This window comes from Streptomyces torulosus (assembly GCF_001419765.1).
GTDB classification, from domain to species: domain Bacteria; phylum Actinomycetota; class Actinomycetes; order Streptomycetales; family Streptomycetaceae; genus Streptomyces; species Streptomyces torulosus.
In genome coordinates, this window is the sequence record NZ_LIRK01000457.1 from 582 (window position 1) to 26,893 (window position 26,312).

At 70.4% G+C, this 26,312-nt stretch carries 22 protein-coding genes; 13 read left to right on the forward strand and 9 right to left on the reverse strand.

All coding sequences use genetic code 11. The annotated features are described in order from the left end of the window. The coding region (locus tag AOK23_RS50465; protein WP_240496615.1) for an ROK family protein at positions 1 to 293 on the reverse strand (293 nt) is incomplete at its 3' end. Between the two features lie 138 nt (positions 294 to 431). Beyond that, positions 432 to 1,451, reverse strand: coding sequence for a 4-hydroxy-3-methylbut-2-enyl diphosphate reductase (locus tag AOK23_RS29200; protein WP_099967294.1), 1,020 nt, complete (start codon positions 1,449 to 1,451; stop codon positions 432 to 434). 303 nt (positions 1,452 to 1,754) lie between these two features. Here AOK23_RS29200 and xseA point away from each other — a divergent pair, with 303 nt between their 5' ends. From xseA to AOK23_RS29215, 3 genes are all read left to right on the forward strand, one after another. Continuing rightward, a complete protein-coding gene (gene xseA / locus AOK23_RS29205; RefSeq protein WP_055715597.1) occupies positions 1,755 to 2,981 on the forward strand; it encodes an exodeoxyribonuclease VII large subunit in 1,227 nt (408 codons plus the stop codon). 10 nt (positions 2,982 to 2,991) lie between these two features. After that, entirely contained in the window at positions 2,992 to 3,282 is a 291-nt protein-coding gene (locus AOK23_RS29210; protein WP_055516991.1) for an exodeoxyribonuclease VII small subunit, read from the forward strand. A gap of 185 nt (positions 3,283 to 3,467) precedes the next feature. Then, positions 3,468 to 4,058 carry a malonic semialdehyde reductase gene (locus AOK23_RS29215; RefSeq protein ID WP_055715598.1) on the forward strand — a complete coding sequence of 197 codons (591 nt, stop codon included), beginning with the start codon at positions 3,468 to 3,470 and terminating at the stop codon, positions 4,056 to 4,058. 123 nt (positions 4,059 to 4,181) lie between these two features. Here AOK23_RS29215 and AOK23_RS29220 read toward each other — a convergent pair whose 3' ends face one another. Beyond that, positions 4,182 to 4,700, reverse strand: a complete 519-nt coding sequence (locus AOK23_RS29220) for a DUF4245 domain-containing protein (protein WP_079049770.1) — start codon at positions 4,698 to 4,700, stop codon at positions 4,182 to 4,184. A gap of 125 nt (positions 4,701 to 4,825) precedes the next feature. Between AOK23_RS29220 and glpX the strand changes: the two genes are divergently transcribed. After that, positions 4,826 to 5,860 (forward strand): class II fructose-bisphosphatase, encoded by a 1,035-nt coding sequence (gene glpX, locus AOK23_RS29225; RefSeq protein ID WP_055715600.1) that lies wholly within the window; start codon positions 4,826 to 4,828, stop codon positions 5,858 to 5,860. Positions 5,861 to 5,952: 92 nt separating this feature from the next. Here glpX and AOK23_RS29230 read toward each other — a convergent pair whose 3' ends face one another. Both AOK23_RS29230 and AOK23_RS29235 read right to left on the reverse strand, forming a co-directional pair. After that, positions 5,953 to 6,330 carry a WhiB family transcriptional regulator gene (locus AOK23_RS29230; RefSeq protein ID WP_079049771.1) on the reverse strand — a complete coding sequence of 126 codons (378 nt, stop codon included), beginning with the start codon at positions 6,328 to 6,330 and terminating at the stop codon, positions 5,953 to 5,955. A gap of 174 nt (positions 6,331 to 6,504) precedes the next feature. Continuing rightward, positions 6,505 to 7,209 (reverse strand): DUF1707 SHOCT-like domain-containing protein, encoded by a 705-nt coding sequence (locus AOK23_RS29235; RefSeq protein WP_055715601.1) that lies wholly within the window; start codon positions 7,207 to 7,209, stop codon positions 6,505 to 6,507. Positions 7,210 to 7,414: 205 nt separating this feature from the next. On the opposite strand from AOK23_RS29235, the gene AOK23_RS29240 reads away from it, so the two are divergent. Continuing rightward, complete coding sequence (locus AOK23_RS29240; RefSeq protein WP_055715602.1) at positions 7,415 to 9,082, forward strand: fumarate hydratase; 1,668 nt, start codon at positions 7,415 to 7,417, stop codon at positions 9,080 to 9,082. An 82-nt stretch (positions 9,083 to 9,164) separates the two neighbouring features. Here AOK23_RS29240 and AOK23_RS29245 read toward each other — a convergent pair whose 3' ends face one another. Continuing rightward, a complete protein-coding gene (locus tag AOK23_RS29245) occupies positions 9,165 to 9,899 on the reverse strand; it encodes a sensor domain-containing protein (protein WP_063791423.1) in 735 nt (244 codons plus the stop codon). Between the two features lie 146 nt (positions 9,900 to 10,045). Between AOK23_RS29245 and AOK23_RS29250 the strand changes: the two genes are divergently transcribed. From AOK23_RS29250 to AOK23_RS29260, 3 genes are all read left to right on the forward strand, one after another. Continuing rightward, positions 10,046 to 11,431 carry a class II fumarate hydratase gene (locus AOK23_RS29250; protein ID WP_055715603.1) on the forward strand — a complete coding sequence of 462 codons (1,386 nt, stop codon included), beginning with the start codon at positions 10,046 to 10,048 and terminating at the stop codon, positions 11,429 to 11,431. A gap of 114 nt (positions 11,432 to 11,545) precedes the next feature. After that, complete coding sequence (fomD, locus tag AOK23_RS29255; protein ID WP_079049772.1) at positions 11,546 to 12,238, forward strand: cytidylyl-2-hydroxypropylphosphonate hydrolase; 693 nt, start codon at positions 11,546 to 11,548, stop codon at positions 12,236 to 12,238. Between the two features lie 346 nt (positions 12,239 to 12,584). Beyond that, the gene (locus AOK23_RS29260) at positions 12,585 to 14,714 is read left to right on the forward strand and encodes an ATP-binding SpoIIE family protein phosphatase (RefSeq protein WP_206336316.1); all 2,130 of its coding nucleotides are present in this window, start codon (positions 12,585 to 12,587) and stop codon (positions 14,712 to 14,714) included. 165 nt (positions 14,715 to 14,879) lie between these two features. Here the strand turns inward: AOK23_RS29260 and AOK23_RS29265 are convergent, their stop codons facing one another. Next, complete coding sequence (locus AOK23_RS29265) at positions 14,880 to 17,249, reverse strand: transglycosylase domain-containing protein (protein WP_055715606.1); 2,370 nt, start codon at positions 17,247 to 17,249, stop codon at positions 14,880 to 14,882. A gap of 333 nt (positions 17,250 to 17,582) precedes the next feature. On the opposite strand from AOK23_RS29265, the gene AOK23_RS29270 reads away from it, so the two are divergent. From AOK23_RS29270 to AOK23_RS29280, 3 genes are read left to right on the forward strand one after another with little or no spacing between them, the layout of a single operon-like run. After that, positions 17,583 to 18,107 (forward strand): PadR family transcriptional regulator, encoded by a 525-nt coding sequence (locus AOK23_RS29270; RefSeq protein ID WP_055521151.1) that lies wholly within the window; start codon positions 17,583 to 17,585, stop codon positions 18,105 to 18,107. Beyond that, entirely contained in the window at positions 18,104 to 18,796 is a 693-nt protein-coding gene (locus tag AOK23_RS29275) for an ABC transporter ATP-binding protein (RefSeq protein WP_055715607.1), read from the forward strand. The genes AOK23_RS29270 and AOK23_RS29275 overlap by 4 nt, the downstream gene beginning before the upstream one ends. Continuing rightward, positions 18,793 to 21,147 carry an ABC transporter permease gene (locus tag AOK23_RS29280; protein WP_055715608.1) on the forward strand — a complete coding sequence of 785 codons (2,355 nt, stop codon included), beginning with the start codon at positions 18,793 to 18,795 and terminating at the stop codon, positions 21,145 to 21,147. Before AOK23_RS29275 ends, AOK23_RS29280 begins: the two co-directional genes overlap by 4 nt. 84 nt (positions 21,148 to 21,231) lie before the next feature. Here the strand turns inward: AOK23_RS29280 and AOK23_RS29285 are convergent, their stop codons facing one another. Further along, the gene (locus AOK23_RS29285; protein WP_055715609.1) at positions 21,232 to 22,167 is read right to left on the reverse strand and encodes a LysR substrate-binding domain-containing protein; all 936 of its coding nucleotides are present in this window, start codon (positions 22,165 to 22,167) and stop codon (positions 21,232 to 21,234) included. 175 nt (positions 22,168 to 22,342) lie between these two features. Between AOK23_RS29285 and AOK23_RS29290 the strand changes: the two genes are divergently transcribed. Both AOK23_RS29290 and AOK23_RS29295 read left to right on the forward strand, forming a co-directional pair. Then, positions 22,343 to 22,897, forward strand: coding sequence for a peroxiredoxin (locus AOK23_RS29290; RefSeq protein ID WP_055715610.1), 555 nt, complete (start codon positions 22,343 to 22,345; stop codon positions 22,895 to 22,897). Positions 22,898 to 22,904: 7 nt separating this feature from the next. After that, the gene (locus AOK23_RS29295) at positions 22,905 to 23,438 is read left to right on the forward strand and encodes an alkyl hydroperoxide reductase (RefSeq protein ID WP_055715611.1); all 534 of its coding nucleotides are present in this window, start codon (positions 22,905 to 22,907) and stop codon (positions 23,436 to 23,438) included. Between the two features lie 313 nt (positions 23,439 to 23,751). Here AOK23_RS29295 and infB read toward each other — a convergent pair. Next, positions 23,752 to 26,312, reverse strand: a 2,561-nt coding sequence (infB, locus tag AOK23_RS29300; protein ID WP_079049773.1) for a translation initiation factor IF-2, incomplete at its 5' end; no start/stop codon positions are given.

A 26,312-nucleotide genomic window follows, 5' to 3' on the forward strand; every position in this document is an offset into this window, starting at 1 on the left:
CCGAGCCGGTCGCCGAGCAGGGCGCGCGCGTCGACGTCGATCCAGCCCTTGTCGACGTTGGCCGCCGTACGGATCGTGGCGCCGCCCGTGACCACGCCGGGGAAGGTGATGCCGACCGGGCCGGTCCAGCCGAAGTGGTCGACGACCTCCTTCACCCCGTCGGCCACCGCGTCCGGCGTCGCCGGGTGCGGGGTCAGCACCTTGTACCGCTCGTCCGCCAGGTCGCCCAGGTCCAGGTCCACGGGAGCGCCCTTGATCCCGGATCCACCGATGTCCACGCCGAAGATGTGCATGGCCCTACGTTACGTCGTACGACTGACAGTCACGGCCAGGGGCCACCAGGCCGCCGCCCGGCCCCGGAACCCACACGTCGTCGTACGCGTACGGCCCCGGAACCTTCACGTTCCGGGGCCGTACGGAGGCAGTGGGGCTCAGGCGCCCGCGGCGCCCTGTCCGGTGCGCTCGGCGACCAGGGCGGCCGCCTCCTCGCGCAGATCGCGGCGCAGCTCCTTCGGCAGCGAGAAGGTGATCGACTCCTCGGCGGCCTTGACCAGCTCGACGTCCTCGTAGCCCCGCTGGGAGAGCCACTCCAGGACCTCCTCGACGAGGACCTCCGGCACGGAGGCTCCCGAGGTGACGCCGACGGTCTCCACGCCCTCCAGCCAGGCCTCCTCGATCTCGCTCGCGAAGTCCACGAGGTAGGCCTCGCGGGAGCCGGCGAGCTTGGCGACCTCGACGAGGCGCTTGGAGTTGGAGGAGTTGCGGGAGCCGACGACGATGACCAGCTCGGCCTCCGCGCCCATCTGCTTCACGGCGAGCTGACGGTTCTGCGTGGCGTAGCAGATGTCGTCGCTCGGCGGGGAGACGAGCAGCGGGAACTTCTCCTTGAGGGCGCCGACGGTCTCCATCGTCTCGTCGACGGAGAGCGTGGTCTGGGAGAGCCAGACGACCTTCGACGGGTCGCGGACCTCGACCTTCTCGACGTCACCGGGGCCGTCGACGAGCTGGATGTGGTCCGGGGCCTCGCCGGAGGTGCCGATGACCTCCTCGTGGCCCTCGTGCCCGATCAGCAGGATGTCGAAGTCCTCGCCCGCGTAGCGGATCGCTTCCTTGTGGACCTTGGTGACCAGCGGGCAGGTCGCGTCGATGGTGGCGAGCCTGCCGCGCTGCGCCTCCTCGTGGACGGTGGGGGCCACGCCGTGCGCCGAGAACATCACGATGTTGCCCTCGGGGACCTCTTCCGTCTGCTCGACGAAGATGGCGCCCTTCTTCTCCAGGGTCTGCACGACGTACTTGTTGTGGACGATCTCGTGGCGGACGTAGATCGGGGCCCCGTACTGCTCGAGGGCCTTCTCGACGGCGATCACGGCACGGTCGACACCCGCGCAGTAGCCGCGCGGAGCGGCGAGGAGGACACGGCGGCGGCCAGGCGAAGCGGTCATGCACCCCATCGTAGGGGGTTCCCCGCGGGGGGCTCCGCCGTGGGAGCGGGGGTGCGCGTGGGTGTGCCGGGTGCGGGTGGTGTGTGCTTTCTCGCGCAGTTCCCCGCGCCCATGAAGGGACGGGCCTGCGGCCCGCCCCTTCATGAAAGGCACGGGGCCCAGCCCCGAGCGCCTTTCAGGGGCGCGGGGCGGTGACATACGCGGCTCCGCCACGTGGGCGCGCGAACAACCCTCACCCACCCGCACCCGCCGAACAAACAGCGGACCCCCGAGCTATAAGGCGCTGTCGGCACCCCCCGATACGCTCCCCACATGGCTCTCAACACATCCGCCGACGCCCCCCTGCCCGTCGGTGAGGTCTCCCGGCTCATCGGCGGCTGGATCGACCGGCTCGGCACGGTGTGGGTCGAGGGGCAGATCACGCAGCTGTCACGGCGCCCCGGCGCCGGCGTCGTCTTCCTCACGCTGCGGGACCCGTCGCACGACATCTCCGTCAGCGTCACCTGCTACCGACAGGTGTTCGACGCGATCGCGGACGTCGTCAGCGAGGGCGCCCGGGTCGTCGTGCACGCCAAGCCCGAGTGGTACGCGCCGCGCGGCCAGCTGTCCCTGCGGGCCACCGAGATAAAGCCGGTCGGGGTGGGCGAACTGCTCGCCCGGCTGGAGCAGTTGAAGAAGTCGCTGGCGGCGGAGGGGCTGTTCGCGCCGGAGCGGAAGAAGGCGCTGCCGTTCCTGCCGCAGCTGATCGGGCTGGTGTGCGGCCGGGCCTCCGCGGCCGAGCGGGACGTGCTGGAGAACGCCCGGCACCGCTGGCCGGCCGTCCGCTTCGAGGTGCGCAACGTCGCCGTGCAGGGCGTGCACGCCGTGCCGCAGGTGGTGCAGGCGGTGAAGGAGCTGGACGCGATGGAGGGCGTGGACGTCATCGTCGTGGCCCGCGGCGGCGGCAGCGTGGAGGACCTGCTGCCGTTCTCCGACGAGCAGCTCGTCCGGGCCGTCGCGTCCTGCCGTACGCCGGTGGTGTCGGCGATCGGGCACGAGCCGGACACCCCGCTGCTGGACTACGTCGCGGACCTGCGGGCGTCCACGCCGACCGACGCGGCCAAGAAGGTCGTCCCGGACGTCGGCGAGGAGTACGAGCGGGTGCGGTGGCTGCGGGACCGGGCGCGGCGGTGCGTGGAGGCGCTCGTGGAGCGGGAGGAGCGGGGGCTCGCGCACGCCCTGGCGCGCCCCTCGATAGAGGATCCGCACCGCATGATCGACGAGCGGGCCGACCAGGTGGCCTCCCTGCTCGACCGGGGTCGCCGCTGCCTCGGCCACCATCTGGACCGGGCGGTCTCGGAGCTGACGCACACACACGCGCGTGTGGTGGCCCTCTCCCCCGCCGCGACCCTGAAGCGGGGGTACGCGGTGCTGCAGAAGGCGGACGGGCACGTGGTGCGCGCGCCCGGGGAGGTCACGGCCGAGGAGCCGTTGCGGGCGCGGGTCGCGGAGGGCGAGTTCGCCGTCCGGGTCGACGGCACTGTCGGAGGGGACGCATAAGGTGGGCCGCATGACCAGCAACGTGAGCGAGGCCGAGGAGACGACCGTGACGGGCGGGGCGGCCGAAGCGTCCGAGGCCGACCGGGCCCTCGGCTACGAGCAGGCGCGTGACGAGCTGATCGAGGTCGTCCGGCGGCTGGAGGCGGGCGGTACGACGCTGGAGGAGTCCCTCGCGCTGTGGGAGCGCGGCGAGGAGCTGGCCAAGGTGTGCCGCCGCTGGCTGGACGGCGCCCGGGCCCGACTGGACGCGGCCCTGGCGGAGGACGAGGAGACCGACGCCTCCGGCGACGGCCGGGGCTGACCCCGCCGTTCCGGGTACGACACCGGCGCTCCCCTTCCGGGTGGGGCGCCGGCGCCCCCTTCCGGGTACGGCGAAGATCACTGGTTCCTGTGAAGCGGATCACCCCACCGCGTTTTTGGTTGAACCTTGAACTTCCATTGCGTACCTTCGATGTCGTCAGCGCACGTCTTTACGAAGGTTGTTCCATGTCTCTCGTTCTCGACCCCGCCGCCCAGGACCTGCTGTTCCGCGAGGCGCACACCGCGAACGCGTTCACCGACGAGCCGGTCACCGAGGAGCAGGTGCAGGCGATCTACGACCTGGTCAAGTACGGCCCCACCGCCTTCAACCAGACCCCGCTGCGTATCGTCCTGGTCCGCTCCGCCGAGGCCCGCGAGCGTCTGGTGGCGCACATGGCCGAGGGCAACCAGGCCAAGACCGCCACCGCCCCGCTGGTCGCGATCCTCGCCGCGGACAACGAGTTCCACGAGGAGCTGCCGACCCTGTTCCCGGCGTTCCCGCAGGCCAAGGACCTCTTCTTCGCCGAGCGTCCGGCCCGTGAGGCCGCCGCCGGGCTGAACGCCGCCCTCCAGGCCGCGTACTTCATCATCGGCGTCCGTGCCGCGGGTCTCGCCGCCGGCCCGATGACCGGCTTCGACGCCGCCGGCGTCCAGAAGGAGTTCCTGGACGACGACCACACCCCGCTGATGGTCGTCAACATCGGCAAGCCGGGCGAGGGCGCCTCCTACCCGCGCTCCCCGCGCCTCGCCTACGACGACGTCATCACGACCGTCTGACACTCGGCACCACACGGAAGGGGCCCCCGGCACGACTGCCGGGGGCCCCTTCCGCGTCCCTGTCCGCGGGCGCGTCACTCCGCACCGTCCGGAGGCGCGGCCCTCCGCGCTCTCCGGAGCGCGTCACTCCGTGCTCAGCGCCTTCGCCATCTTCGTCAGCTCCTCGAACGACGCGCTGCCCGCGACCACGGTGGTCGCCTCCTCGCCCCGCAGGACGAGGGCGTCGTAGCGGTCGCCCTCGTAGCGGGTCCAGGTCTCGCCGCCGATCTCCTGCGTGGTGCCGGTCCTCTTCGCGTCCTGGGTGGCGTCCGGGATGAACCGGGACGGCTTCCCGGCGGACTGCTCGACGGCCACGTACTGGCCGTCGGGGGCGTGGAACCCGAGGTGCCAGTGGTCGGAGTCGGCGCCGCTGAAGCGGACGGAGGTCGCCTTCCATGTGTCGGGCAGGCCGACGGGCGCGGCCACCGGGTAGGAGGCGGCGCGGCGTGCCGTGAGCAGCTCGACGCGGTAGTCGACGCGCTTGAGCTCCTGCTCGGTCTCGTCGTGCGGGATGAAGAGATAGATGACCCAGGCCGCGAGCACGATGAGCCCCAGGGAGAGGACCATGTCGCGAACGGTCTGCTTGCCTTTCGTACCTGCCACGCCCTCATCGTCGCAGGTGCACCGGTCTGCTCATCCGTGGGGTCCCCTGCTCAATTTGTCAGCCTGACGATAGAGTCGGGCCGAACCCTCATCCGGCCGTCGTCGTATCAGAAAGGTGCGCTCCGATGACCGAGAATCATCATTTGCCGTCCGAGCTCGAAGTCCCCTCCGAGGCCCCCGACCGCAACCTCGCCCTGGAACTCGTCCGGGTGACCGAGGCGGCCGCGATGGCCGCGGGCCGCTGGGTCGGCCGCGGGGACAAGAACGGCGCCGACGGCGCCGCCGTACGCGCCATGCGGACCCTCGTCTCCACCGTCTCGATGAACGGCGTCGTCGTCATCGGGGAGGGTGAGAAGGACGAGGCCCCGATGCTCTTCAACGGGGAGCGCGTCGGTGACGGGACCGGCCCGGAGTGCGACATCGCCGTGGACCCGATCGACGGCACCACGCTGACGGCCAAGGGCATGACCAACGCGATCGCCGTGCTCGCGGCCGCCGACCGGGGCACGATGTTCGACCCGTCGGCCGTCTTCTACATGGACAAGCTCGTGACCGGCCCCGAGGCCGCCGACTTCGTCGACATCGACGCGCCGATCTCGGTGAACATCCGCCGGGTGGCGAAGGCGAAGCGGTCCACGCCCGAGGACGTCACCGTCGTCATCCTCGACCGGCCGCGGCACGAGGGCATCATCAACGAGATCCGGGAGACCGGGGCACGCATCAAGCTGATCTCGGACGGTGATGTCGCGGGCTCGATCCTGGCGCTGCGGGAAGGCACCGGGGTCGACATGCTGCTCGGCATCGGCGGTACGCCCGAGGGCATCATCTCGGCCTGCGCGGTGAAGTGCCTCGGCGGCACGATCCAGGGCAAGTTGTGGCCGAAGGACGACGAGGAGCGCCGGCGCGCGATCGACGCCGGGCACGACCTCGACCGGGTGCTGACCACGGACGACCTGGTCTCCGGGGAGAACGTGTTCTTCGTCGCCACGGGGATCACCGACGGCGAGCTGCTGCGGGGTGTGCGGTACCGGTCGGAGACCGCGACGACCGACTCGATCGTGATGCGGTCGAAGTCGGGGACGGTGCGGCGGATCGACTCGGTGCACCGGCTGAGCAAGCTGCGGGCCTACAGCTCGATCGACTTCGAAAAGGCCAAGTAGTTCCGGGGGTTGCTGCCCCCTGTCGGCCGCGGCCCGCGTCAGAAAGGCGCCCTCTTGTGCGGAAGAGGGCGCCTTTCGCGCGTGTGGTGCGGCTAGCCGGCCGCCGCTATCGTCCCCGCCGCCCGCGCCGCCTTCTTCAACTCCAGGTCGCGACGGCGCCGTCGGGCGAGCACCACGCGGCGTTCCGCCGCGGTCAGGCCGCCCCAGACGCCGTACGGCTCCGGTTGCAGGAGTGCGTGTTCCCGGCACTCGACCATCACGGGACAGCGGGCGCAGACGCGCTTGGCGGCCTCCTCGCGGGAGAGCCGGGCCGCGGTGGGCTCCTTGGAGGGGGCGAAGAACAGGCCGGCCTCGTCACGCCGGCACACGGCCTCCGTATGCCACGGGGCTTCCTGATCCCTGTCTCGCACTGGCACCCGCTGGGGCGGAACGGCAGCGACCTGCAGGGACGAATGCGGCGGTTGCAGCACGGTCTACTCCTGACGACGGCTTCGCGAGCGAGAGACGATGCAGCAAGCCCTACCCGCTGTGCGCGGGCCTATGCACTGAGTCCCCAACCGCCGGAATTCCGGGCTCTCACCAAGCGGTCACAAGTGGACCGAACCCCTTCGGGAACGGTCCGGAAGTGATCCACTTCACAAGCGTCAACGGTCCAGGTGTTTGCGCAAACTGCCGTCGACCTTGCGGGCGACATGATCGGTGACCCGGCCGAGGAGGTCGGCGATCATCTTGCCGCGCCGGGGCTTCGCCTCGACGCTGCCGAGCACGGCGAAGCCGTCCACATAGACCACCGGCGCGTCCGGTTCGCCGGAATCGAGGTTGTCCACCTCGAAGGAGCCGAGGACACCGCCGCCGCTGCCGCGCAGGGAGACGTTCTCCGGGACGCGGATCTCCACGCTGCCGAAGAGGGAGACGGCCCTGATCATCACCTGACGGTGCTCGAAGAGGGCCTCGCTGAGGTCTATCTCGACGCTGCCGAACACGGCGTACGCGTGGATGCGGCGGCCCGCGCGCCAGCGGCCCTTGCGGACCGAGGAGCTGAAGACCGCGAGCAGACGCTCGTCCGCGTCGATCGGGATCGCGCCCGGGGTGGGGCGGTGCGGCACGAAGGACGGCGGCGCGTACGCCGACGGCTTGTGCGCCGCGGGCAGATCCCGGATGAACACGTCCAGTTCGCCGACCGTCTTGGCGGCCAGCACGCCCTCGACCCGCTCGGCGTGCTCCTCGGCGGTGAGGCGCCCCTCGGCGAGGGCGTCCCGAAGGATGTCGGTGATGCGGTCACGGTCGGCGTCCGAGGCACGCAACTCGGCGGCGGCGACGCGCGCCCCGGTCTGCTTCTGAAGGTCCACGGCAGCAGCGTACCCACACACGATAGATCGCGATAGACCCCGCAGGTGTGGAACTGAGCCTTACCTCACAAGCCCGCCGCCGACCGCAGGTTCTACGCTGGTGGACGCCGCCGATGGAGGCCGGCCGCCGGTGTGAGCCACAGGCTTCGGCGCCCCGGAGGCGAGCCGCGCCTGAATCAGCCTGTCTAGTGAGGAATGGGCACCGATGCCTGAGTTCGAGTACACCGATCTGCTCCCCATGGGAGAGGACACCACTCCGTACCGGCTGGTGACCTCCGAGGGTGTCTCCACCTTCGAGGCCGACGGACGCACCTTCCTCAAGGTGGAGCCGGAGGCGCTGCGCAAGCTGGCGGCCGAGGCCATCCACGACATCCAGCACTACCTGCGCCCGGCCCACCTGGCGCAGCTGCGCCGGATCATCGACGACCCCGAGGCGTCGAGCAACGACAAGTTCGTCGCCCTGGACCTGCTGAAGAACGCGAACATCGCGGCGGCGGGCGTCCTGCCGATGTGCCAGGACACCGGCACGGCGATCGTCATGGGCAAGCGCGGCCAGAACGTCCTCACCGAGGGCGGCGACGAGCAGGCGCTCTCCCGGGGCATCTACGACGCGTACACCAAGCTGAATCTGCGCTACTCGCAGATGGCTCCGCTCACCATGTGGGAGGAGAAGAACACCGGCTCCAACCTCCCGGCGCAGATCGAGCTGTACGCGACGGACGGCGGCGCGTACAAGTTCCTGTTCATGGCGAAGGGCGGCGGCTCCGCCAACAAGTCGTTCCTGTACCAGGAGACGAAGGCCGTCCTGAACGAGGCCTCCATGATGAAGTTCCTGGAGGAGAAGATCCGTTCGCTGGGCACGGCCGCCTGCCCGCCGTACCACCTCGCGATCGTCGTGGGCGGCACGTCCGCCGAGTACGCGCTCAAGACCGCCAAGTACGCCTCCGCGCACTACCTGGACGAGATCCCCGCCGAGGGTTCGCCGCTCGGGCACGGCTTCCGCGACAAGGAGCTGGAGGAGAAGGTCTTCGAGCTGACGCAGAAGATCGGTATCGGCGCGCAGTTCGGCGGCAAGTACTTCTGCCACGACGTGCGTGTGGTGCGGCTCCCCCGGCACGGCGCGTCCTGCCCGGTAGCGATCGCCGTGTCCTGCTCCGCCGACCGCCAGGCCGTCGCGAAGATCACCGCCGAGGGCGTCTTCCTGGAGCAGCTGGAGACGGACCCGGCGCGGTTCCTGCCGGACACCACGGACGAGCACCTCGACGAGGCCGGCGACGTCGTGCGGATCGACCTCAACCAGCCGATGGACGACATCCTCGCGGAGCTGACCAAGTACCCGGTCAAGACCCGGCTGTCGCTCTCCGGTCCGCTGGTCGTGGCCCGCGACATCGCGCACGCCAAGATCAAGGAGCGGCTCGACGCGGGCGAGGAGATGCCGCAGTACCTGAAGGACCACCCGGTGTACTACGCCGGCCCGGCGAAGACCCCCGAGGGGTACGCCTCCGGTTCCTTCGGCCCGACGACGGCCGGCCGCATGGACTCCTACGTCGAGCAGTTCCAGGCGGCGGGCGGCTCCAAGGTGATGCTGGCGAAGGGCAACCGCTCCCAGCAGGTCACCGACGCCTGCGGCAGCCACGGCGGCTTCTACCTGGGCTCCATCGGCGGCCCCGCGGCCCGCCTCGCGCAGGACTGCATCAAGAAGGTCGAGGTCGTCGAGTACGAGGAGCTCGGCATGGAGGCCGTCTGGAAGATCGAGGTCGAGGACTTCCCGGCGTTCATCGTCGTCGACGACAAGGGCAACGACTTCTTCAAGGACCCGGCGCCCGCACCGACGTTCACCACCATCCCGGTCCGCGGCCCGGGCCTGGCCTAGGCCGGACGATGCCCGCGCCCCCGGAGGGCGAAGCCTCCGGGGGCGCGGGCATCCGTACGAGCCGTGGTCGCCCGGCGGGCCGTCAGGCCAGCTTGGCGATCTGCGCGTCGGCGATCTCGGTCGGGAAGTCGAAGTCCTTGCCCGTGGCGAGGGATCCGATGTTCAGCGCGGTGAAGTACGCCACCGTGGCGCCCTTGCGGACCACGACGACCTTCATCGGGACCTTGGCCTCCTCGGCCTCGGACACGATGTCGAGGGCCACCGCCTCGTCGGCGCCACCGGGAGCCTCGGTCTTCGCGACCTTGGTGACCTGCTGGTCCGTGCCGTCGGCGGTCACCTTGAAGCCCTTGGCGCAGGCATCCACGGACTTGGTCAGGGAGGCCAGCGCGGCCTCGGCACCGTCGCCCTCGTAGGAGGACAGACGGATCAGGGTGCGGGTGACGTCGAGGCTCTTGGGGTCCGCGGGGTTCGGCACGCTCGCCGTCTCACGCTGCACGGTGGCGCCGGGCCGGTCGACGACCGAGCCGATCGTCGCGTACGCCAGCGGGGCGCACGCCTTGTCCTCGGTGGTGATGTCCTTCTGCTCGACGGTGACGGTGGGGGCGGTGACCTTGTGCCCCTTGACGTCGCCGTCCTTCAGCACGACCTTCTCCAGGTCCGCGGCGGACAGGGCGGGCGTCTTCTTCTCGGCGGAGCCGGAGCCGCCCTTGCCCGCCTCCTTCCCGTCCTCGCCGGAGTCCGAGCAGCCGGCCAGCAGGGTCAGCGACAGGACGGCGACACCGGCCGCGCAGGACCGGCGTATGACAGCGCTTCTCAATGCACGTTCTTTCGTCGAGGTTCGTTCGACCGTTGGGTCAACGGGGCGACGCTACTGCACACCGCCGACAAGGGCCGCGGAATTCCGCCCTCACTCGTCCGAGGGAAACCGGGAACATCGGGACGGGCCCGGACGCTGTACCGGTCATGAGTGACTACCGCGTCGAACACGACTCCATGGGCGAGGTCCGGGTCCCCGCGGACGCCAAGTGGCGGGCGCAGACCCAACGGGCGGTGGAGAACTTCCCGGTCTCGGGGCAGCGCCTGGAGCGCGCCCACATCGAGGCCCTGGCGAGGATCAAGGGCGCCGCGGCGAAGGTCAACGCCGAGCTGGGGGTCCTCGACAAGGACATCGCCGAGGCCGTCCAGGAAGCGGCGGCGGAGGTCGCGGAGGGCCGCTGGGACGAGCACTTCCCGGTGGACGTGTTCCAGACCGGCTCCGGTACGTCGTCGAACATGAACACCAACGAGGTCATCGCCACCCTGGCGACGGAGCGGCTCGGCCGGCCCGTCCACCCCAACGACCATGTCAACGCCTCGCAGTCGTCCAACGACGTGTTCCCCTCCTCCCTCCACATCGCCGCGACCGCCGCCGTCACCCACGATCTGATCCCGGCGCTCGACCACCTCGCGGCGGCGCTCTCCCGCAAGGCGGAGGAGTTCACGGACGTCGTGAAGTCCGGCCGTACGCACCTGATGGACGCCACCCCGGTCACACTCGGCCAGGAGTTCGGTGGATACGCGGCCCAGGTGCGGTACGGCGTGGAGCGGCTGCGGGCGTCGCTGCCCCGGCTCGCCGAACTGCCCCTGGGCGGTACGGCGGTGGGCACCGGCATCAACACCCCGCCCGGGTTCTCCGCCGCCGTGATCGCCGAGGTCGCGCGGGCCACCGGGCTGCCGCTGACCGAGGCGCGGGACCACTTCGAGGCGCAGGGCGCGCGGGACGGCGTCGTCGAGACGTCCGGGCAGCTCCGTACGATCGCCGTGTCCCTCACCAAGATCGCCAACGATCTGCGGTGGATGGCGTCCGGGCCGCGCACCGGGCTCGCGGAGATCTCCCTGCCGGACCTCCAGCCGGGCTCCTCGATCATGCCGGGCAAGGTCAACCCGGTGGTCCCGGAGGCCGTCCTCATGGTCGCCGCCCAGGTCACGGGCAACGACACGACGGTCGCCGTCGCCGGCGCCTCCGGCAACTTCGAACTGAACGTCATGCTGCCGGTCATCGCGAAGAACGTCCTGGAGTCGATCCGGCTCCTGGCGAACGTCTCCCGGCTGCTGGCCGACCGGACGGTGGACGGGATCGTCGCCGACCGGGAGCGGGCCCGGGAGTACGCCGAGTCGTCGCCGTCGGTGGTCACCCCGCTCAACAAGTACATCGGCTACGAGGAGGCGGCGAAGGTCGTCAAGAGGTCGCTGGCCGAGCGGAAGACCATTCGCGAGGTCGTCCTGGAGAGCGGTTACGTCGACCGCGGCGATCTGACGGTGGAACAGCTCGACGAGGCGCTCGATGTCCTCAGGATGACGCGGCCGTGACCGGGCGGCGCACGGCGGCCGTCCCGGATGACACAGGGGTAACCGATTCCCGCCCAGGCGTGAACCATCACCGGCGCCGCAGCGTCATATGCGCATGACACCTAATATCTGTGCATGGCGGATGGTGGAGCGGTGAGACGAGTGGAAGCGGGCGGCCCGACGGCGTTCTGGGAGCCGGGACGTCACATCCTGTGGCGCTACCGGGAGAACGCGGGCGAGCGCTTCCACATCGCGCGGCCCGTCACCGTGGTCCGTGACGACGAGGAACTGCTGGCCGTGTGGATGGCACCCGGCACCGAGTGCGTCAAGCCCGTCCTCGCGGACGGGACCCCGCTGCACGCGGAGCCGCTCGCCACCCGCTACAAGAAGCCGCGCGAGGTCCAGCGCGACCGCTGGTTCGGCACGGGTGTGCTGAAGCTGGCCCGGCCGGGCCAGCCATGGTCGGTGTGGCTGTTCTGGGAGCCGGGTTGGCTTTTCAAGAACTGGTACGTCAACCTGGAGACACCACTGGCCCGTTGGGACGGTGGTGTGGACTCCGTGGATCACTTCCTGGACATCTGCGTGTATCCGGACCGGTCCTGGGACTGGCGCGACGAGGACGAGTTCGCGCAGGCCCAGCAGGACGGACTGATGGACGGTCACGCGGCGGAAAGGGTGCGGGCGGCGGGGCGTTCGGCGGTGGAGACGATCCGTGCCTGGGGCCCGCCGTTCTCGGACGGATGGCAGCACTGGCGCCCGAATCCCGCATGGGGAGTACCGTCTCTCCCTGACGACTGGGACCGTACGCCTGCGCACTTGTCCTCATGAGACCCTTGATGCGCCCCCGGTCCACAACCGTAGGATCGTCCTCCGCGAGGATTCACAGGGGCAAGTCCCGCAGTTCGCGCAGTGCTTGACCATACGTCACCGAGGGGCGGCAGGACGTGATCAAGGGGTACGAGGGCCACACCGGCAGAAACCGGAGAAGGCCAGACGGACGGTCAGTACTGTCGTTCGGCGGGTCCGCCGGTACCGTGTGTGGCACAGGAACTGCCTCTGACCACGCGGGAAATCCGTTCCTGGGACACGTAATCCGGGTATCGGCCTTTCTGCGGGACGAAGTATCGGGTTTGCTGCGGGACGAACTGCGCGTAGCTCGCGCAGTCCCGGACGGATGGATTCGACACGCGTGACGGAGCACCCCACCTCCCACGAGCGCCCTCAGAGCGGCGCCGGCCCCGCGGATGCCCGCGGGGCGGTTCTGCGTACCCAGGAGCCGCTGCGCGCGGCGCCCGCCGGGGCCTTACCCGCACAGGCGCGCATGAGTGACGCGCAGGCCCGTACGGGCGACGCGGCCGCCGAGCCGGGCACGGCGACCCCGTGCCCGAAGAACGGCGAAGCCCCCTCGGAGCACGCCCAGCCGGCGCTCTCCGAGCATTCGCAGCCCGCGGCCACCGAGCCCGACCCGCACCGCCCGCGCCCGGCACCGGAGACCATTCCGGCGCAGCCCGGCGGCGAGGCGGAGCGGTCCGCGGGCGCGGTCGGCGGTCTGGAGCGGCGCAGCGGGCAGGGTGTCCCGCCGGGCGCCCCCATGCCGATGCGGCGCGACGGCGACCGGCTGCGGTTCGTCGGCGCCGCGACCCGGCGGATCGCCCGCGGCATCGACCTGGACGAGATCGTCATGGGTCTGTGCCGGGCGACCGTGCCGACGTTCTCCGACGCGATCCTCGTCTATCTGCGCGAGCCGCTGCCCGTGGGTGACGAACGGCCCACCGGGCCCATGCTGCTGCGGCTGCGCCGCACCGACCGGATCCCCGAGGAGCGGGACACCGAGGGCGGCTTCATGCCCGCGCTCCAGCCCGAGCCCGTCGATCTGGCGGTCGTCACCGCCGAGCAGTGCGAGGTGCGGCCCGGCGGGGCGCTCGCCGAGGTGCTGCGCGGGGTGCGGCCGGTCTTCGCGGACGCTCCCGCCGCGCACGACGCGCTGCCGGAACTGCTCGGCCCGGACGCGCAACTGACGGTGCCGACGGGGCAGCGGGCGATCCTCGCGCCGCTGCGCGGGCGGCGCCGGGTGATCGGCGCGGCCGTGTTCCTGCGCCGCCCCGAGCGGATGGCGTTCGAGCAGGACGACCTGCTGGTCGCCGCGCAGCTCGCCACCCACAGCGCGCTCGGCATCGACAAGGCCGTGCTGTACGGGCGTGAGGCGTACATCGCCGACGAGTTGCAGCGCACGATGCTCCCGGAGGCGCTGCCGAAGTGCACCGGCGTCCGGCTCGCGCACCGGTATCTGCCGGCCGCGGAGACGGCCCGGGTCGGCGGCGACTGGTACGACGCGATTCCCCTGCCGGGGAGCCGGGTCGCGCTGGTCGTGGGCGATGTCATGGGCCACTCGATGACATCCGCCGCGATCATGGGCCAGCTGCGGACGACCGCGCAGACGCTGGCGGGTCTCGACCTTCCTCCGCAGGAGGTGCTGCACCACCTCGACGAGCAGGCGCAGCGGCTGGGCACGGACCGGATGGCGACGTGTCTGTACGCGGTCTACGACCCGGTCTCGCACCGCATCACCATCGCCAACGCCGGGCATCCGCCGCCGGTCCTGCTGCATCTGGGCGGGCGTGCCGAGGTGCTGCGGGTGCCGCCGGGCGCCCCGATCGGTGTGGGCGGGGTGGACTTCGAGGCGGTGGAGCTGGACGCGCCGGCCGGGGGCACGCTGCTGCTGTACACCGACGGGCTGGTGGAGTCCCGGCTCCGGGACGTGTGGACGGGGATAGAGCAGCTCCGCGAGAAGCTCGCCGCGACCGCGCAGTTGACCGGGCCGGACCATCCGCCGCCGCTCGAGGCGTTGTGCGACGAGGTGCTCGACATGCTCGGTCCGGGTGACCGGGACGACGACATCGCGCTGCTCGCCGCACGGTTCGATGGGATCGCTCCCAGTGATGTCGCCTACTGGTTCCTGGAACCGGAGGAGATGGCTCCGGGGCGGGCCCGTCGTCTCGCTCGTCATGCCCTGTCCCGCTGGGGGCTGGAGGAACTGACCGACTCGGTCGAGTTGCTGATCAGTGAGGTCGTGACGAACGCGGTGCGGTACGCGACGCGGCCGGTGACGCTGCGGCTGCTGCGGACCGATGTGCTGCGGTGCGAGGTCACCGACGACGTGCCTCAGCTGCCGCGGCTGCGGCAGGCCCGGGCGACCGACGAGGGCGGGCGTGGGCTCTATCTCGTCAACCGGTTGGCGAAGCGGTGGGGAGCGACGCGGTTGAGTGCGGGGAAGGTGGTCTGGTTCGAGCTGAACCAGGCCTGAGCGCTCCGCTGGGTTGGGCCGATCATGACCCGGGGCCGGCTCGGAGGCGGCCGTGGTCTGCGGGCTGCGGGTTTCGTGTGGTTGATCGCGCAGTTCCCCGCGCCCCTGGACTACGGAGGGGGCGCCCGGTTTTCACCGGGCGCCCCCTCTGTGTGTTGCCTTTGGCTAGCCGCCTGACTGTGGGTCGTTCGGGTCCGGTGGCAGGTCGATCTCGCCGTCGCTGGGGGTCTCCTCCGGCGTCGTCTCCGGGGTCTCCTCCGGCGTCGTCTCGGGAGTCTCCTCCGGCGTCGTCTCCGGGGACTCGGACGGGGTCGTCTCCGGGGACTCGGACGGGGTCGTCTCCGGGGACTTGGACGGGGTCGGGCTCTGGCTCGGGGACTCCGTCGGTTCGACCGCGGCGCCCTGGGTGGTCTCCAGGTTGAACTCGGTCTTCTGGCCCATCACACCGAAGGTGTACGTGGCCCAGATCTGGGCGGGGAAGCCACCGCCGTTGACGCGTTCGACGCCGGCCGCCCCGTACATCGGGACGTGCTTGCCGTTCTTGCTCATGTCCTCGCCGAAGAGGCCGACCGAGGTCACCAGCTTCGGGGTGTAGCCGGTGAACCAGGCGGAGCGGTTCTCGTCGGAGGTACCCGTCTTGCCTGCGACCTGCTGGCCGCCGCGGGCGGGGTTGTCCCGGACGGAGATCTTGGCCGTACCGTCGTCGACCACGCCCGTGAGGACCGAGGTGACGGTGTCGGCCGCCTCGCGGGTGATGACCTGCTCACCGATCGGATCGGCCATCTGGAGCTCGCCGTCCCGGTGCGTGGCCGAGGCGAGGATGGTCGGGGTGACCTTCTTGCCGTGGTTGTCGAGGGTGGCGTAGATGCCGGCCATCTCCAGCGGGCTCGCGCCCATGGAGCCGAGGGTCTGGGCGGGCACCGCCTCCATGCCCTCGGTGTCCATGCCGAGCTTCCCTGCGACCTCCATGACCTTCTCCATCCCGACGTCGACACCCATCTGGGCGAAGACGGAGTTGATGGACTTGTTCATGGCGGCCTGCACGGTGACCTCGCCGTAGTCGACGTCGTCCTCGTTGGGCGGGGCGAAGCCGACCTTGGTGCCGTTGTCGAGGACCTGGTGCCTGCTGTCACCGTCGTAGAGGGTGTTCGCGGCGATCGGGTCGCCGTCCTGGGTCTCGGCGGCTCCGTCCACGGCGGCGGCGAGGATCACCGGCTTGAAGGTGGAGGCGGGCTGGTAGTCCCGGCGCGTGGCGTTGTTCTGGTAGTGCTTCACATAGTCGATGCCGCCGTACATGGCGAGGACCTTGCCGGACTTCGGGTCGACCGAGACGGCACCGGCCTGGATGTGTGCGTCGACCTTGCGCTTCTTGGGGTCGAGCTTGCTCGTGAGGCGCTGCTTGACGGCCTTCTCCAGTGCCGCCTGCTTCTTCCGGTCGATGTTGAGCTTGATGGTCCAGCCGCCCTTGTCGATGAGCGCCGTGGCCTGCTCACGGTTGTCCACCCTGCCGCTGGCGACGAGCTGGCGGGCCAGCTCGCTGTTGGCGGCCTCCACCAGATAACCGGTCTGACCGGCCATGTCGGGCGTGGCCTGCGGCGGCTTCAGCTTGGGGAACTTCATGCCCTCGCGCTCGGATGCCTTCAGCCACTTCATCTCGACCATGTTGTCGAGGACGTAGTTCCAGCGCGCCATGACCAGCTTCTTGCCGGTCGGGGTGGCGACGGCCAGGTCGTACTGGCTGGGGGCCTGGAGGAGGGCGGCGAGGTAGGCGCCCTCGGCGACGGTGAGCTTCTTGGCGTCCTTGCGGTAGTACGCCTGGGCGGCGGCCTGGATGCCGGAGGCGCCGCGGCCGTAGTAGCTGGTGTTGATGTAGCCCGCGAGGATGTAGTCCTTGGATTCCTCGCGTTCCAGCTTCAAGGAGATGACCAGCTCCTTGAGCTTGCGGGTCACCGTCTGGTCGGGCTTCAGGTAGAAGTTCTTGACGTACTGCTGGGTGATGGTCGAGCCACCCTGCTTGCCCTTGCCGGACAGCGTGTTGATCACACCGCGGGTCATGCCCTTGAGGTCGACGCCGGGGTCGTCATAGAAGGTCTTGTTCTCGGCGGCGACGAAGGTCTTCTGAACGGCCGGGGGAACCTGGTCGAGTCCGACGATCTCGCGAGCGGTCGTGCCCTTGCCCGTGCGCGCGAGGAGGTCGCCGTTCGTGAACTCGTAGACGTTGCTTTCCTTGGTCGCGTCCGGGTTCCCCTCGGGGATGGGGATCACCAGGTACAGCACGACGAACGCGCCCATGACGAGCAGGCACAGACCGAAGAAGGTGCCGAGGATCTTCTTCCAGGTGAAGAAGCGGCGTATTCCGGTCTTCTTCTTGGCACCACCCTTTCCGCCCTTGGCAGCGGCCCGGGCGGCAGCCCGTCCGCCGCCCGCGGGCGGCTCTATGACCGCGGTCGTCCCTGCCTCACCGCCGGACGAGCGCTTGGGCGCCGCGCGGCGACCGCCGCGTTGCCGCGCTCGTCTTTCTTCCGCTCGTCCCATGGCTCCGGTCCGCTCCGCCTCTGCTCGGTCTCGTACGTCACTCAGGTCAATGCCAGCTCAGCAAGCTAACACCGAGGACTGCGACAAAGAGGAGTCGATAGGGCCTCGTCCGGCGTGACAATGCGCACGCGCAACGGACGGTCACATACCTCGTCCCACCGGAACGGACGTTTCAGCAGCCCCGATGGTTGCCCCAGCAGGCCCACGAGTTGCGGGGCGCAGCGGTGACAGAACCGTGACATTCGCGTGTGACCTGCGGCGGATCCACCGCCCGTCGCGACCTATACACGGCAGGTATACGCGGTGTGTATACGCGGTGTGTACAGTCGTGTCATGTCCATCGGTCACACACTCCTGGGACTCCTGGAGTCCGGGCCCCGACACGGTTACGACCTGAAGCGGGCCTTCGACGAGAAGTTCGGTCATGACCGGCCCCTGCACTACGGCCAGGTCTACTCGACGATGTCGCGGCTGCTGAAGAACGGCCTGGTCGAGGTCGACGGCATCGAGCCCGGCGGCGGTCCCGAGCGCAAGCGGTACGCGATCACCGAGGCGGGCATCACCGATGTCCAGCGGTGGCTCGCGACGCCGGAGAAGCCGGAGCCGTACCTGCAGTCGACCCTCTACACGAAGGTCGTGCTCGCCCTGCTCACCCACCGGGACGCGGCGGACATCCTCGACACCCAGCGCTCCGAGCACCTGCGCATGATGCGCATCCTCACCGACCGCAAACGCAAGGGCGACCTCGCCGATCAACTGATCTGCGACCACGCCCTGTTCCATCTGGAGGCCGACCTGCGATGGCTGGAGCTGACCGCCGCCCGACTGGGCAAGCTGGCCGAGGTGGTGACCCGATGACCCCGCCGCCCGCCGGCTCCCTGCTCGTCGCGACCGATCTGCGCAAGGCGTACGGTCCGACCACCGCGCTGGACGGCGCGGCGTTCTCCATCCACCCCGGCGAGGTCGTCGCGGTGATGGGGCCCTCCGGCTCCGGCAAGTCGACCCTGCTGCACTGTCTCGCCGGGATCGTGCCGCCCGACTCCGGGTCGATCACCTACAACGGCCGCGAGATGGCCACCATGAACGACGCCCAGCGCAGCGCGCTCCGCCGCAGCGACTTCGGGTTCGTCTTCCAGTTCGGCCAGCTGGTGCCCGAGCTGACCTGTGTGGAGAACGTGGCGCTGCCGCTGCGGCTGAACGGCACCTCCCGCAAGGAGGCCGAGCGGACGGCACTGTCCTGGATGGCACGTCTGGAGGTCGACGACCTCGCCCGCAAGCGCCCCGGCGAGGTTTCCGGCGGTCAGGGCCAGCGGGTCGCCGTCTCCCGGGCGCTGGTCACCGGCCCGCGGGTGCTGTTCGCGGACGAACCCACCGGCGCGCTCGACTCGCTGAACGGCGAGCGGGTGATGGAGCTGCTCACGGAGGCCGCCCGCTCCACCAACGCGGCGGTCGTCCTGGTCACGCACGAGGCGCGGGTGGCCGCGTACTCCGACCGCGAGATCGTCGTACGGGACGGGAAGTCGCGGGACATGGAGCGCGTCATATGAGGTCCGCCGTGGTCGGCCAGTGGTACCGGGACCTGGCGATGGGCGTGCGGTTCACCTTCACCGGGGGCCGTGAGGGATGGGTGCGCGCCGTGCTCACCGCGTTCGGTGTGGGCCTCGGGGTGGCGCTGCTCCTGCTCACCGCGGCCGTGCCGAACGTGCTGTCCGGGCGGCACACCCGCGAGGAGGCCCGACAGGACCAGGGCATCGGCTACCTCGAGAACAACACCGAGTCCAAGCCGACCGACAGAAGTCTGCTCATCGCCGACACGGACACCGAGTACCGGTACCAGGAGATCCGCGGACGGCTCCTCGAACCCGAGGGCGCCGACGCGCCACTGCCGCCGGGGGTCGCGAAGTTCCCCGCTCCCGGCGAGATGGTCGTCTCCCCCGCCCTCTCCGAACTGCTGGGCTCCGACGCCGGGAAACTGCTGCGCGAGCGGCTGCCGTACAAGACGGTGGGGACCATCGGCCAGGCCGGGCTCATCGACTCGGGCGACCTCACCTACTACGCCGGCGGCAAGGGGCTCGCCGAGCGGCTCGACGGCTCGGTGGTGGCCCGCATCGACCGGTTCGGTTCGTCGACGGACCAGCCCGAGCAGGAGGTCGACCCGATCCTGCTGCTGCTCATCGTGGTCGTCTTCGTGGTGCTGCTGATGCCGGTCGCCGTCTTCATCGCCACGGCCGTACGGTTCGGCGGCGAGCGGCGCGACCGCAGGCTCGCGGCGCTCCGGCTGGTCGGCTCCGACAGCCGGATGACCCGTCGGATCGCGGCGGGCGAGGCCCTCGCCGGGTCCGTGCTGGGGCTGCTCTTCGGGACCGGGTTCTTCCTGATCGGCAGGGAGGTCGCCGGTTCGGTCGAGGTGTTCGACGTCAGCGTGTTCCCCAGCGACCTCAACCCCTCCCCCGGTCTGGCGCTGCTGGTCGCGCTCGCCGTGCCGGCCGCCGCCGTCCTCGTCACCCTGTTCGCGCTGCGCGGCGTCGTCATCGAACCCCTCGGTGTGGTGCGCACGGCCAAGCCGGCCCGCCGCAGGCTCTGGTGGCGGCTGCTGCTGCCGCTCGGCGGCCTCGCCCTGCTCTACCCGATGCTCGGCCAGGGCTCGGAGAACGGTGAGTTCAACGAATACCTGGTGATCAGTGGTGTCGTCCTGCTGCTGTTCGGTATCACGGCGCTGCTGCCCTGGGCCGTCGAGGCGTTCGTCGCCCGGCTCGGCTCCGGCGCGGTCTCCTGGCAACTCGCCGTCCGCCGACTCCAGCTGAGCAGCGGCTCGGCGGCCCGCATGGTCAATGGCATCGCGGTGGCGGTGGCCGGCGCGATCGCCCTGCAGATGCTGTTCGCCGGGGTCGAGGGCCGGTTCACGGCGTCGACCGGCAAGGACACCTCACGCGCCCAGCTGGAGCTGACCCTCCCGCAGGACGGTTCGATGATCGCCGTAGGGGAGAAACTGAGGGGGGCCAAGGGCGCGGCGGCCACCGCGGCACTGTCCACGACGGAGGTGTCCGCCACGGCCAAGGACCCCGAGCAGTGGCTGGGTGTGACCGTCGGCGACTGCGCCGCGCTGCGCGAGCTCGCGAGGATCCCCTCGTGCCGCGACGGCGACGTCTTCGTGGCGCCCGACCCGGCCGACCCGACCGCGACGAGCCTCGCCACCGCGGGCCGCACCGTGTACTTCGGACCGTCCTTCAGCGGGGAGGAACCGGGCGCCGAGGTCGCCTGGAAGCTGCCGTCCGGGATGAGGAAGGTGACCGGGCGCGCCGACTCGCTGCGGCCCGGGGCGTCAGGGCTGATGGTGACCCCGGGCGCCCTGCCGGCGAAGACCGAGTCGGGCTTCTCCAGCACCGTGTACGTACGGACCGACCCGGCGGTCCCGGATGCGCTCGACGAGGTGCGCAACGCGGCCGTGGCGATCGATCCGCTCATCCGGACCTGGGAGTGGGAGTCGACCCAGCAGGCGGAGCAGTTCACGGAGATCCGCACCGGGCTGCTGGTCGGCGCGACCGCCGTACTCCTTCTGATCGGCGCGAGCCTCCTCGTCTCCCAGCTGGAGCAACTCCGGGAACGCAGGAAGCTGCTGTCCGCGCTGGTCGCGTTCGGCACCCGCCGCCGCACCCTCGGGCTGTCCGTGCTGTGGCAGACGGCGATCCCGATCACCCTCGGCCTCGTCCTCGCCCTGACGGTCGGCCTGACCCTGGGCGCCGTCCTGCTGAAGATGACGAACGTCGACGTGGGCGTCGACTGGGCGAGCGTGCTGTCGATGACCGGCATCGGCGCGGGTGTGGTCGTCCTGGTCACAGCCCTGAGCATGCCGCCGCTGCTGAGGATGATGCGGCCGGAGGGGCTCCGCACGGAGTAGTCGGGCCCGTGTCCGCGGGGGCGGCCACGGCACCCGTGCCTTCGCGGGATGCGGTTACAGCACCCGGACCTTCGCGCGGTGCGGCTAAAGCACCCGGACCGGCAACGGCCGCAGCGCTTCCCTCAGCGCTGCGGCCAGTTCCTCGTACTCGGCCCCCCGCGCCGCCCCCGTCCGCATGGCCAGGGCGACGCGGCGGCTCGGTGCCGGGTGCGCGAAGCGTCCCGTCAGCAGCTGGGGGTTCCGGCTGGTCTCCACCGTCACGGCGGTGCGCGGCAGCAGGGTCACCCCGAGTCCGCCGGCGACGAGTTGGACGAGGGTGGAGAGACCGGCCGCGGTCGTGGTGACGGGGACGTCGTCGCGGCCGGCCTCCCGACAGATGTCGAGGGCCTGGTCGCGCAGGCAGTGGCCCTCGTCGAGCAGCAACAGGTTGAGTGCGCGCAGCGCCTCGCGGGGGATGCCCTGCTGGCCGCCCAGTCCATGGCCGAGCGGGGTGACGAGCACGAAGTCCTCGTCGAACAGAGGCAGTTCGGTGACGCCGGGGACGCCCAGCGGCACGGCGAGGAGCAGCAGGTCGAGACGGCCGGTGGTGAGGCCGTCGAGCAGGTTCGCGGTCTGCTCCTCGTGGACCTGGAGGTCGAGGTCCGGGTAGCGCTCGTGGACGAGGTTGAGGACCGTCGGCAGCAGATACGGCGCCACCGTGGGGATCACCCCCAGGCGCAGCGCCCCGGTGAAGGGCGCCCGCACCGCCTCGGCCTCCTCCATCAGCGCCGCCACCTCCGCCAGCACCGCCCGCGCCCGTACGGCCAGTCGCTCGCCGGCGGGCGAGAGCAGCACCTTGCGGGTGGTCCGCTCGACCAGGGTCACGCCCAGCGTCTCCTCGAGCGCGGAGACGGCGCCGGAGAGGGCGGGCTGGCTCATCCCTATCGCGGTCGCGGCGTCCCGGAAGTGCAGATGCTCGGCGACGGCCGCGAAGGCCCGCAACTGGGAGAGGCTGGGCCGGCGACGGACGGCACCGTTCACGGGAGGCCGCACCTAGGACCCCACCTTTCACTGACAGTCACTGATAACTACATTCGATCAACCCGACCGAGTGTAGCTATTTCATTGATCAATGCACCCTGTGCCACCATCGTGATCGTCCAACCCGTCGGAAACCCCTGGTCCAAGGGGTGTTTTCGCGTTGCAAGGAGAGCCTGTGCTCACTGTCGGTGACAAGTTCCCCGAGTTCGATCTGATGGCCTGCGTCTCGCTGGAGAAGGGCAAGGAGTTCGAACGGATCAACCACAAGACCTACGAGGGTCAGTGGAAGATCGTGTTCGCGTGGCCCAAGGACTTCACCTTCGTGTGTCCCACCGAGATCGCCGCGTTCGGCAAGCTGAACGACGAGTTCGCCGACCGCGACGCCCAGGTCCTCGGCTTCTCCGGCGACTCCGAGTTCGTCCACCACGCCTGGCGCAAGGACCACGACGACCTGCGCGAACTGCCGTTCCCGATGATGGCCGACTCCCGGCACGAGCTGATGCGGGACCTCGGCATCGAGGACGAGGAGGGCTTCGCCAAGCGCGCGGTGTTCATCGTGGACCAGAACAACGAGATCCAGTTCGCCATGGTGACCGCGGGATCGGTGGGCCGTAACCCCAAGGAGGTCCTGCGGGTCCTGGACGCCCTGCAGACCGACGAGCTCTGCCCGTGCAACTGGAGCAAGGGCGACGAGACACTGGACCCCGTCAAGCTGCTGGCCGGGGAGTGAGGCTGCCATGTCCCTCGACGCTCTGAAGTCCGCGATACCGGACTACGCCAAGGACCTCCGTCTCAACCTGGGGTCCGTCATCGGCAACTCCGAGCTGCCCACGCAGCAGCTGTGGGGCACCGTGCTCGCCACGGCGATCGCCTCGCGGTCGGCCGTGGTGCTGCGGGAACTCGCGCCGGAGGCCAGGGCGAACCTGTCGCCCGAGGCCTACACGGCGGCGAAGTCCGCGGCGGCGGTGATGGCGATGAACAACGTCTTCTACCGGACGCGGCATCTGCTCTCGGACCACGAGTACGGCAATCTGCGGGCCGGGCTGCGGATGAACGTGCTCGGCAACCCCGGGGTCGACAAGGTCGACTTCGAGCTGTGGTCCTTCGCGGTGTCCGCGATCAACGGGTGCGGGCTCTGTCTCGACTCGCACGAGCAGGTCCTGCGGAAGGCCGGGGTCGACCGGGAGACCGTGCAGGAGGCGTTCAAGATCGCGTCGGTGATCGAGGCGGTGGGGGTCACGCTGGAGGCGGAGTCGATTCTCTGCGATTAGGTCGTCGGCCGCCTTGCGGGTGGGGAGCGCGGGTGGTGTCGGCGACTGCGGGTGGGGGTTGTTCGCGCAGTTCCCCGCGCCCCTGAAAAGCGCCCGGGGCTACGCCCCGTGCTTTTCAGCCGAAGGCCGGGCCGCAGGCCCAAGCCTTCAGGGGCGCCGGGAACTGCGCGACAAGCCACATCCGACCGGCAGTCTCACGACAACCGATCCACCCCCTCTTCTCAAAGAAGGGGGCCCGGGGGCGGCAGCCCCCGGAAAACGGCCACACCGGCCGGCGGTGCCATCGCACCCCCGGCCGGCATGAACCTCGGGCTTACGCCCGCGGCTTCTCCCGCATCTCGTACGTCGCGATGACGTCGTCCACCTTGATGTCGTTGAAGTTTCCGAGGTTGATACCACCCTCGAAGCCCTCGCGGATCTCGGTGACGTCGTCCTTGAAGCGACGCAGCCCCTCGATGTTGAGGTTCTCCGCGACGACCTTGCCGTCGCGGATGAGGCGGGCCTTGGTGTTCCGCTTGACCTCGCCGGAGCGGATGAGAACACCCGCGATGTTGCCCAGCTTGGACGACTTGAAGACCTCGCGGATCTCCGCCGTACCGAGCTCGACCTCTTCGTACTCCGGCTTGAGCATGCCCTTGAGGGCCGCCTCGATCTCCTCGATCGCCTGGTAGATGACCGAGTAGTAGCGGACGTCCACACCCTCGCGCTCGGCCATCTGCTGCGCACGCCCGGCGGCGCGCACGTTGAAGCCGATCACGATGGCGTCGGAGCCCATCGCCAGGTCGATGTCGGACTCCGTGACCGCACCGACGCCGCGGTGCAGGACGCGGATGTCGACCTCTTCGCCGACGTCCAGCTGGAGCAGGGAGGACTCCAGGGCCTCGACGGAACCAGAAGCGTCACCCTTGATGATGAGGTTGAGCTGCTGGACCTCGCCGGCCTTGAGCACCTTGTCCAGGTCCTCGAGCGAGACGCGGCGCGTGCGCTTGGCGAACGCGGCGTTGCGCTCACGGGCGGCGCGCTTCTCGGCGATCTGACGGGCCGTACGGTCCTCGTCCACGACGATGAAGTTGTCGCCCGCACCCGGGACGTTGGTCAGACCCAGGACCTGCACCGGCGTCGCCGGGCCCGCCTCGAGCACGTTGTTGCCGTTGTCGTCGTGCATGGCACGGACGCGGCCGTACGCGTCGCCGACCACCATCGTGTCGCCGACCCGCAGCGTGCCTCGCTGGACGAGGACCGTCGCCACGGCACCACGGCCGCGGTCGAGGCGGGACTCGATGGAAATACCCTGCGCGTCCTGGTTCGGGTTGGCCCGCAGGTCGAGCGAGGCGTCGGCGGTCAGGATGACCGCCTCGAGCAGCGAGTCGATGTGCAGACCCTGCTTGGCGGAGATGTCGACGAACATCGTGTCGCCGCCGTACTCCTCGGCCACCAGGCCGTACTCGGTCAGCTGACCGCGCACCTTGGTCGGGTCGGCGCCCTCGACGTCGATCTTGTTGACCGCGACGACGATCGGCACGCCGGCCGCCTTCGCGTGGTTGAGCGCCTCGACCGTCTGCGGCATGACACCGTCGTTGGCCGCGACGACCAGGATCGCGATGTCGGTCGACTTCGCACCACGGGCACGCATGGCGGTGAACGCCTCGTGACCCGGGGTGTCGATGAAGGTGATCTTGCGCTCTTCTTCGTTGACCTCGGTGGAGACCTGGTAGGCACCGATGTGCTGGGTGATGCCGCCGGCCTCGCCCGCGATGACGTTCGTCTTGCGGATGGCGTCGAGCAGTCGGGTCTTACCGTGGTCGACGTGACCCATGACGGTGACGACCGGCGGGCGGACGACCAGGTCGTCCTCGTCGCCCTCGTCCTCGCCGAACTCCAGGTCGAAGGACTCGAGCAGCTCGCGGTCCTCCTCCTCCGGGCTGACGATCTGAACCGTGTAGTTCATCTCGTCGGCGAGGAGCTGGAGCGTCTCGTCGGAGACGGACTGCGTCGCGGTGACCATCTCGCCGAGGTTCATCATGACCGCGACGAGGGACGCCGGGTTGGCGTTGATCTTCTCCGCGAAGTCGGTGAGGGACGCACCGCGCGACAGGCGAATGGACTCGCCGTTGCCGCGAGGCAGCATCACGCCGCCGACCGACGGGGCCTGCATGGCCTCGTACTCCTGGCGCCTCTGCCGCTTCGACTTACGGCCACGACGCGCCGGACCGCCGGGACGACCGAAGGCGCCCTGCGTGCCACCACGGGCACCCGGACCACCGGGACGGCCACCGAAGCCGGGACGACCGCCGCCGCCCGCACCCGGACCACCGGGACGACCGGCGAAGCCGCCGCCACCACCGGGAGCACCGGGACGACCGGCGAAACCGCCACCGCCGCCACCGGGGCCACGACCGCCGGGACCGCCACCACCGGGACGCGGGCCGGCAGCGGGACGCTGCGGCATCATGCCGGGGTTCGGACGCGGGCCGCCGGGGCCGCCGCCGGGACGGGGACCGCCCTGCGGACGGGGCATGCCACCGGGCGTCGGACGGGCACCGCCCGGAGCCTGGGGACGCGGACCGCCACCGGCCGCACCCTGCGGACGGGGGGCCTGACCGGGAGCCTGCGGACGCGGGCCGGGGGCACCGGGGCCACCGGGACGCGGCGCACCGCCGGGACGGGGCGCCTGCGGGCGGCCCATGCCGGTGGAGCCACCGGAGGTGAAGGGGTTGTTACCGGGACGCGGACCGGCCGGACGGGCACCGCCGGGCTTGGGCCCACCGGCACCGCCGGGACGCTGACCGCCGGGGCGGGGCGCCTGACGCTCGCCGCGCTCCTGGCCGGGACCGGCCGGACGCTGCTGGCCACCGGGGCGCGGGGCACCGGGGC